Annotated in this window: 2 protein-coding genes; both read right to left on the reverse strand. The window is 47.3% G+C overall.

Translation table 11 applies throughout. From position 1 onward, the window contains the following. On the reverse strand, positions 1 to 1,274 hold a 1,274-nt coding region (gene aspS / locus WEIDD23_RS08850), incomplete at its 3' end, for an aspartate--tRNA ligase (protein WP_242865485.1). A 5-nt stretch (positions 1,275 to 1,279) separates the two neighbouring features. Next, the coding region (locus WEIDD23_RS08855) for a His/Gly/Thr/Pro-type tRNA ligase C-terminal domain-containing protein (protein WP_242865486.1) at positions 1,280 to 1,695 on the reverse strand (416 nt) is incomplete at its 5' end.

Below are 1,695 nucleotides of genomic sequence, written 5' to 3' on the forward strand. Positions count from 1 at the left end.
CACTTGGTGTCATCAATCAAGCCCATTTCCTTAGCAGTCATGCGACGCAAAGCATCCAATGTTGCTGAAACAACATTTGCTGAATCTGCAGCGAACAAAATCAAATCACCCGCCTGCGCTTCAGTTTGTGCTAACAACGCATCGCCCTTGGCTGTCAAGAACTTGGCGATTGGTCCCGTAATGCCTTCATCAGTAATCTTCAACCAAGCCAATCCCTTCGCACCGAAACGTTCGATGTATTGGGCCATCTTGTCGATATCCTTACGTGAGTAGTTGTCGGCCCCACCAGGCACAACAATTGCCTTAACTTGACCACCATTCTTGACCGCGTTTGCAAAGACACCAAATTCTGAGTCAGCCATCAGGTCTGACAAATCTTGCAATTCCATGCCAAAACGCATGTCAGGCTTGTCAGTTCCGAAACGGGCCATGGCATCAGCATAGTCCAATACTGGAATTTCAGTCGTGTTCAGCTCGACATCAACCGTCTTCTTCATGATTGCGGCAACCCATTCGTTAACCAAAGCCATGATTTCGTCTTGCGTCATAAATGACGTTTCAACGTCAAGTTGGGTAAATTCTGGTTGACGGTCACCACGCAAGTCCTCATCACGGAAGGCACGCGCAACTTGATAGTAACGGTCGAAGCCTGCGCCCATCAACAATTGCTTAAACAATTGTGGTGATTGTGGCAAAGCATAGAATGAACCAGGATACACACGTGAAGGTACCAGGTAATCACGCGCACCTTCTGGCGTTGACTTGGCCAAATATGGCGTTTCAATATCGATGAACCCATTGGCATCCAAGAATTCGTGCGTGGCCGCCGTAATCTTTGAGCGGATACGCAAGTTCTTTTGCATCTCAGGACGACGCAAATCCAAGTAACGATACTTCAAACGCAATTCGTCAGAAACGTTGATGTCATCTTCAATATAGAATGGTGTTGTCTTCGCTTCAGACAAAATGGTTGCCTTGGCCACTTGAACTTCAATCTTACCTGACTTCAAGTGGTCGTTAACAGCGCCTTCTGCACGTGAACGAACCACCCCTTCAATTTCAATCACAAACTCTGAACGCATCTTTTCGGCAACCGCCAATGCATCAGCGTTAATCTCTTCTGAAAAGGCCAATTGTACGATTCCTTCGCGGTCACGCAAATCAACGAAAATCAAGCCACCCAAATCACGGCGCTTCTGCACCCATCCTTGCAACGTGACGGTTTGATCAAGGTAAGCTTCATCAATCAAGCCTGCATAGTTTGTACGCTTCATATCTCTTAATCCTCTTCTGTAACTTCTTCGTCTTCAATAAATTCTGGCAAACCAGTGTATAATTCGGCCAATTTCACCGTAATTTCCTTACCAGTCGTCATGTTCTTCAAATTAGCTGATTGTTCAGCCAACTCACGCTCACCAATCGTAATCATAAAGCGGGCACCAAGTCGATCAGCCGACTTGAATTGGCCCTTTAACTTACGATCTTGGTAGTCACGCTCAGCACTGTAGCCAAATGACCGAACCGCTTGGACCATTTGCATGGCAACCACATCAGTCCCGTCACCCGTGTTGGCAACGTACACATCAAGCGGTGCTTGTTCAGGCAACGTTGCCCCTTCTGATTCAAGCAGCAACATCAAACGTTCCAAACCGATTCCGAAGCCGACCCCTGGCATCTCTGGTCCGCCGAACTCTT

Origin of the sequence: Weissella sp. DD23, assembly GCF_001579105.1 — a bacterium.
Lineage (GTDB): Bacteria > Bacillota > Bacilli > Lactobacillales > Lactobacillaceae > Weissella > Weissella cibaria.